This window comes from Cognatishimia activa (genome assembly GCF_001458335.1).
Lineage (GTDB): Bacteria > Pseudomonadota > Alphaproteobacteria > Rhodobacterales > Rhodobacteraceae > Cognatishimia > Cognatishimia activa.
Genome location: NZ_CYTO01000024.1, coordinates 342,135 through 348,442 on the forward strand (window position 1 = coordinate 342,135; position 6,308 = coordinate 348,442).

A 6,308-nucleotide genomic window follows, 5' to 3' on the forward strand; every position below is an offset into this window, starting at 1 on the left:
AATTTTTGTTGAGTTTGATGCGCCGGTTATGTCCGGCGACATTATCGAGTTTCGAAGCCTCGGCGATCAGTAATCACACAGGATATAGGTATCGGATTGCAGGCACTTCTTGTGCTTTCTCTGTACGGTCAGGCTGTAACTTATCCCGCAGAACAGCTGTCGAAATCGGCAGAAACCGGGAAAGCGGTCGAACCGAATAAAGCGCGGCAGCGAGCAGACCATTCTCTCTCTTTGTCTCAAGAAACCTGTGCAACAAAAAGCGCTGACGCAGTTGAGATAGGTAATTATCCAACTGGTTTTGACAGGAGTGACTCATTTCGAAATTGTCGCGCGACGCTCTGACGGAATGATACAGCGCTTCTAGATCGCGGCCAGAATGAGAACCGCTTAGGCTGTCTGCCCTCACCCGAGCAACATAGCCGACATTATTACACTTCAAGAACACGGCACCTTTGGCGAGCATTTTGAGGTAAAGATCAAAGTCTTCCCCCAGCCGAAGGTCGGATTGATACTTCAATCCATGTTTCTCAAGAAACGCCCGCGAAATGATGGGCTTAAGAAACCCAAGCTCAGCCCGGTGTTCGCCAGGTCGCGAGATGTTGCCCTCAATCATGTTTTCTAGGCTGATCACGGAACAATCCGCTTCGCTTTCTGCAAGCCCCGAGAAAAACAAATCATCTAGGATCCGATCCTCAGGAACGAACGCGATATTGTCGGCTATCATGTCAAAGGGCTCATCGGCGACAATTTTAGAGAAACGCTGCGGCGCATAGACATCGTCGGAATCCAACAGAGCAATGAAATCCGCACGGCTTGCCTGCAATGCAGCGTTGCGCGCCGCCGCGGGGCCGCCGTTTTTCTGCTGACGGATTACGGTCAGACGTGCGTCCCCCGCCCCGGCCTTTTCAGCCGATTCAGCGCTTTTGTCTGAAGAACAGTCATCGACAACAATCACCTCGACCACTTCTGGCTGTGCCAGGGCACTTAAGACGGCCGCGCCAATTGTCTTTTCAGCGTTATACGTCGGGATGACCACACAAATATTGGCGAGAGATGTCATGCCGCGCTCCGATTTCGGTCAAGTAGGCTTCGAGTGATATGTGCCGTCGCCGCCCAATAGGTGTCCCGAGCGGTGTGAAAGGAATTTCCACCTGACAATACCCGCAATATGTGACGGCGTTTTGGCCAAGGCAAAGTTTCTTTCCACGGCGTCACGGCCATGCTGGCCAATGCCTCCGGATTAAGCCCAAAGAAACCGGGCGCGTCTATTTTTCCCTCAAACGTGGCAGACGACACAGCTGTCGCAAACCCGATGATGTTACACAACCCATGAGCTTGCGCCCGGGCCTTCAACGCATCCACAGATTTTGAGTCGAGCTTTTGCATCGCAACTTTGAAATCAAGAAGCGTGCCCAGACAAGGTTCTCGTGACAAGAACGCCTTGGCAATTGAATAGGCAGCGACGATGGGAATATCGACCATGTCCAAGGCCGGCACAGCCATGCCTGCGACTTCGCATTTTTCGGACCGCGCCAAAATTGCATCGGTTTTGCGTACATTTGGTAAGCCCGCCTGCCCCAAACCATGATGCAAATCGATCATGGTCCCAGCGTCGTCGCATAAATGGATTTCGTGCAGAAAACGGCGCCACCACCAAGCATGTGTTTCTTTATTTTGAAACCCAATTTGTTTGAGAGCCGAGAAGGCTCGGCACTGGTCTTTTGGGGAAACAAGGAGGTCTGTATCAGCTGACGGTTTGACGTAGGGACCGCCATAAAGCACAGCCTGTTGAAAAGGCCCTTTATAGATGACGTGGTCAATCTCTTCACGGGCCAAAGCTTGATGCGCACGAAAACTGGTAACCATTGAACTATGGTTCAGCATCATCGTGCGAAATTTCACCTTGTCTAAATGTCCGCGGGCAGGTCGAAGATCTAAACCCAACTGCTCAGCTGACTGCTCAGAGATAAGATTGGACACTTTATTTAAGCGCGCCGCGTCGATAATCGCCTTAAGGGAGTCCATTTTGGCAGAAGACTCTACTTTAGGAAATGTTGCATTTTTGGAAACTAGGTAAATTAAAGCCTGACTGACCCAATCGGGATCAACGGAGCGGACGAACTCAAAATTGAACGCTTTATTAGCCACGTTGTAGCACCCAAAAAACTCAACAAACCGATCTAAACAACGGTCATATGTCCAAAGGTTAAAACCGTTTCGATATTTTACGAATCACTAGAAAACGAAACAGGTTTTTCGTAAATGATCAATTTTCTCTGGTTCTTAAGTTGCATATTTTCTCAGCAACCACTCTAAATTTCTAATTGCGCTTTGCGCATCCACGCTGCTTATGCCCAATTTTGTTTACATAAAAATGACATCGCTGAAAGTTATAGCAGTCTTAAAATTGTTAAGAAAAATTCATCTCGCTTAAGCACCAAATAGCGTTAAGCATAGACCCGCCTATTAACAGAAAAGGTTCGAAATATGAAAAAATCTTATACTGCCCCAACACTAACTCCAAAAGGTCGCGTCGAAGAACTTACACACGCGAACATTCCACTGAACGTTCGTCTGGACGCGCCATTCTCTGGCGGTGCCGGCAGCTCAACAACTGGCCTGACCTTTACATAAAGCAGAACAATCAATGCTGCTTTTTTTTAAATGAGGGCGGCCCCAAGGTCGCCCTCAACAAATCCATTTTAGGGCCGAAATATTATGACCGTCATAGCTGTTCATGAGTTCAAGGTTGCCGCGCACTGCGTTGTCGCAGAATACGCTGGCGGGCTCGCGGTTTTTGATACGCGCATCAATGAATTCTACATGCTGAATGAAGTTGGGCACCTTGTATGGAGCGCGCTTGAGGCCGGAAAGTCGATAGACAGCATTGTCGATGAAATCATTGAAGAATATGACGCCGACGCCGCTCAAGTCCGCACGGACGTTATTGTCGTCATCGAAGATATGAAGCGCAATGGCCTACTTGAACGCGCCTAAATTGAGCGGAACGGACACAAAGAAACAACGACAGGTCCGTCGGTTCACGTTATTGAGCGTCGCGCTTTATCGCATTGCCTACGTTCGCCTGATGCTGTCGCTGCGCCAAGTCGATCGACTGAAAAGGCAAATCAAGCAGATTCAGATCGCAAATAAGGCGCAAGACACCAATGCCGACATCGCAGATTTGCGCGAAGTGGCTTGGTCAGTGTCGGCGGCATCCCGGCTCGTCCCACGCGCAACATGTCTGACACAAGCAATGTCAGGTGCATGGCTCATGGCGCAACGTGGTTGGATTTCTGAGGTCCGGCTGACCATTCCCACACATGCCGCAAAGCAGTTCGCGCCCCACGCGTGGCTTTTTCACGATCAAATGATCCTTTTAGGCGGCACTCCTGAAGAGTTCGCACAGCACTCTCAGTTCGACGCACCAACGGAATAGACCCCAGAAAAGCAGAATAAAGTGCAGCCAATTTTCGCAAAAATCGAGTTTGAGAACGATGGCGCATCGGCTGCGGTCAAAGAATCTGAGAATATAATCGCGTTCCCGGTACATTCTGATCAAAGAAAACCAAATAGGTCGCCGAAACAATTTGGACCCTATGAAGTTGCCGGCACCTTTGATCTCGCAAACCGCAGGGCGTTGGCAGATCAGCTGCAATTGCCCCGGGATGCGTCCGCCGAGCAATGCATCGCGCTCGGCTATGATAAATGGGGACTAGAGTTGCTGCCCCGGCTCAAAGGCGAATTCGCGTTTGTCCTAAAATGCATGAAGACGCGCCAGATCATCGCGGTACGAGACCGCTTTGGTGTTCAACCGCTTGCCTACTCGGTTCATGAGGGAGCGCTCTCATTCGCATCAGACCCTGAAGCCCTAGCTGGTGATCAAATCAATCCGGTTTGGATCGCCCAGTTTCTTTCGGGAATTCAGGCAAGCGCTACACTGACGCCGTACGAAGGCGTCAAAAAGCTCGCGCCAGGCACCGTTTTGGTTGCGGATCAAAATGGTCTGAACCTGCACACATGGTACAAACTGCGACCGCAATATGTGCCTGAAGCAGATGCTCCTGAGCTGATCCGAGAAGCACTTGAAGCAGCTATCGCGCGCATGAGCGTCGGACAAACCGCAACTCTTCTGTCGGGCGGTTTAGACAGTTCTGCGCTGACGTTATTGCGAGCGCGCATGGCCCATGACCCGGTCCGAGCGCTTTCGATGGTTTATCCCGATTATCCGATGCTGGATGAAAGCACTTACATCGATGCAGTTGTCGACGCCAACCCGAACATCGAAGGCACAAAGGTGCCGATGTTTGCGCCATCCCATTCTGAGGAAATCTTGAAGATCTTAGAGCAGCAAGGGCAGCCTATTATCATTCAAAATTTCGGAACAACGGCCTCTGCTTACCAAACCGCATCCAAGATCGGCGCGCATTGTGTTCTTGATGGCCATGGCGGCGACGAGGTTGTTGGAAATGGGGGGTGGTACCTAAACGAACTCGCGAAATCACATCAGTACTTTGCGCTCTGGCGGAATGTCCGAGCCCATAAATCGCGGTTTGACCAACCCGCGATTGGCATGAGCCTATTTGAAGTTCTCGCGGCCGCTGGCCCACGACCGATTGCGGCGATTGCACGCCGGCTTGCGCCCACCTCCCCTATTGCAGGTGTCCCCTGGCGGAGATTGGTCAAGGAAGACCTGGTTCAGGCAACAGATCTTGTCGGCAAGGCCAATGAGGGTATTGGCCGCTCCAATACCCATTTGGAAGGGCAAGAACGCCTTCACGCCCAACAGCTTTGCGCGCCACATACGGGGAGCAGCTTTGAAATCCTGCGCCGCATGGCGCGCGCGGAAGGGATCGACGTCAAATTTCCATTCTACGACCAAGACTTTGTGGAACTCTGTTTGGGGCAAAGCTCGAAGGCGAAATTCGGTGACGGGCTGACACGGAATCTTCTGCGAGAGGCAATGCGGGGGATCTATCCGGAAAAAATCAGGACACGCACCTCCAAAGCGGATTTCACGCCTTACGTAACCAAAGGCTTGGCAGAATGTGACGCTGTCAAAAAGCTAAAGAAGGGTGTTCCAGAAACGCTGAAAGACTACGTCTCAGCCAAAGGGGTCCAAGAAACACTGTCTGATCTGAAAGACGGTCGAAATCTCGCGACTGTTTCGGGTGAAATCAGCAGGTTGGCGCAACTCGATATCTGGCTCACCAACCGCAAGACGACGGCCAACTCTAGCCGTAAGAACGATGTATGAGCCGTCTCATGAATAAATACCTAAGCTACGGGCTCCGCATCAATTCCGAAATCGACCTGCCAGAGTTGTCGCGCAGAGACATGGGTCACACCCCAGATGTCACAATCCGAAAACAAGCTGTCGATATCCCCGACGAAGCACGCGCGCTCCCGAGCTATCTTGATTTCGCGCCGGATGGCACTGTTCGGTATTCTTGGCCAGAAGTCGGAGCCTTTAAGGTGTCAGCGGATGGATCTGAGGTGCTGGTTGAACCCAGCGAAAACGTAAACGACGATCTCATCGCCTTTCCGTTGCTCGGTCCCATCTTGTCAGAAGTGTTGCGCGCCAAAGGGCGCTTTGTCTTTCACGCTGGCGGCATCGTTATTGATGGCCAAGCGGTTGGCCTTCTGGCGGACAAAGGCGTTGGCAAGTCCACGACAACAATGAAACTTGTCGCCAGCGGTGCGCGCTTGCTCACCGACGACCTTTTTGCGATTTCTGTTGACCACGGGATAGCTGCTCCTGGCTTTGGTCAGGTCAAATTGGTGGCCGAGGCACGCGCGTTTGCGCCTGAAGGATCTGTCGAAAGACCTTTCGTTCATGAAAAAATCGATAAGGCGCGAGTCGTCATGCCTGACTTTGATGCAGAAGGCGTTTTCCCCGCGACTTGGCTTTTCGTCCTAAAACGCGGGCAGGACAGTCAAACGCACTTCAGCATTTTGTCTGACGAAGAAGCGCTTGTGTCCATCATGCGCTTTTCCTTCCCCGTGCGTTTTGGCGACGCGGGTGCGGCCCATGGCCGAGGTGCCGTGGATTTCATGCGCGCCGCGGCCATCAGCAAAAAACTAAAAGTGGCCATGTTAGAAGTGCCAAACACCATCCCCGCTTTGTCCGGGGTAAAGGATGCGATCTCACGTTTTCTCGCGGAACAGTCCGATGTCGCAGCCCAATAGCTCTATCGACACATTCAAATCCGGCGCAAGGATTGTCCAAGAGCTTGCCCAGCTCAACCGAACGCGGTTGTTTCTAGCCTTTGGCGCAATGATCATCGGCGGTTTTTTCGACGGCGTGT

The 6,308-nt window shown here is 51.7% G+C and carries 7 protein-coding genes; 5 read left to right on the plus strand and 2 right to left on the minus strand.

Annotation, left to right across the window (positions count from 1 at the left end):
• Positions 1 to 73: 73 nt before the first annotated feature.
• Positions 74 to 1,060 (minus strand): glycosyltransferase family 2 protein, encoded by a 987-nt coding sequence (locus TA5113_RS12760; RefSeq protein WP_058316527.1) that lies wholly within the window; start codon positions 1,058 to 1,060, stop codon positions 74 to 76.
• The gene (locus TA5113_RS12765; RefSeq protein WP_131726449.1) at positions 1,057 to 2,148 is read right to left on the minus strand and encodes a nucleotidyltransferase family protein; all 1,092 of its coding nucleotides are present in this window, start codon (positions 2,146 to 2,148) and stop codon (positions 1,057 to 1,059) included. The genes TA5113_RS12760 and TA5113_RS12765 overlap by 4 nt, the downstream gene beginning before the upstream one ends.
• Before the next feature lie 339 nt (positions 2,149 to 2,487).
• Between TA5113_RS12765 and TA5113_RS17005 the strand changes: the two genes are divergently transcribed.
• The 5 genes from TA5113_RS17005 to TA5113_RS12785 all read left to right on the plus strand — a co-directional run bounded on the left by TA5113_RS17005 (position 2,488) and on the right by TA5113_RS12785 (position 6,189).
• Positions 2,488 to 2,634, plus strand: coding sequence for a hypothetical protein (locus TA5113_RS17005; protein WP_165589422.1), 147 nt, complete (start codon positions 2,488 to 2,490; stop codon positions 2,632 to 2,634).
• Between the two features lie 84 nt (positions 2,635 to 2,718).
• Positions 2,719 to 2,997, plus strand: a complete 279-nt coding sequence (locus tag TA5113_RS12770) for a PqqD family protein (protein ID WP_058316529.1) — start codon at positions 2,719 to 2,721, stop codon at positions 2,995 to 2,997.
• Positions 2,975 to 3,439, plus strand: coding sequence for a lasso peptide biosynthesis B2 protein (locus TA5113_RS12775; protein WP_058316530.1), 465 nt, complete (start codon positions 2,975 to 2,977; stop codon positions 3,437 to 3,439). The genes TA5113_RS12770 and TA5113_RS12775 overlap by 23 nt, the downstream gene beginning before the upstream one ends.
• Before the next feature lie 21 nt (positions 3,440 to 3,460).
• Entirely contained in the window at positions 3,461 to 5,257 is a 1,797-nt protein-coding gene (locus TA5113_RS12780; protein WP_058316531.1) for an asparagine synthase-related protein, read from the plus strand.
• Between the two features lie 8 nt (positions 5,258 to 5,265).
• Positions 5,266 to 6,189: a hypothetical protein gene (locus TA5113_RS12785; protein ID WP_058316532.1), complete on the plus strand. Its 924-nt coding sequence runs from the start codon at positions 5,266 to 5,268 to the stop codon at positions 6,187 to 6,189.
• Positions 6,190 to 6,308 lie beyond the last annotated feature (119 nt).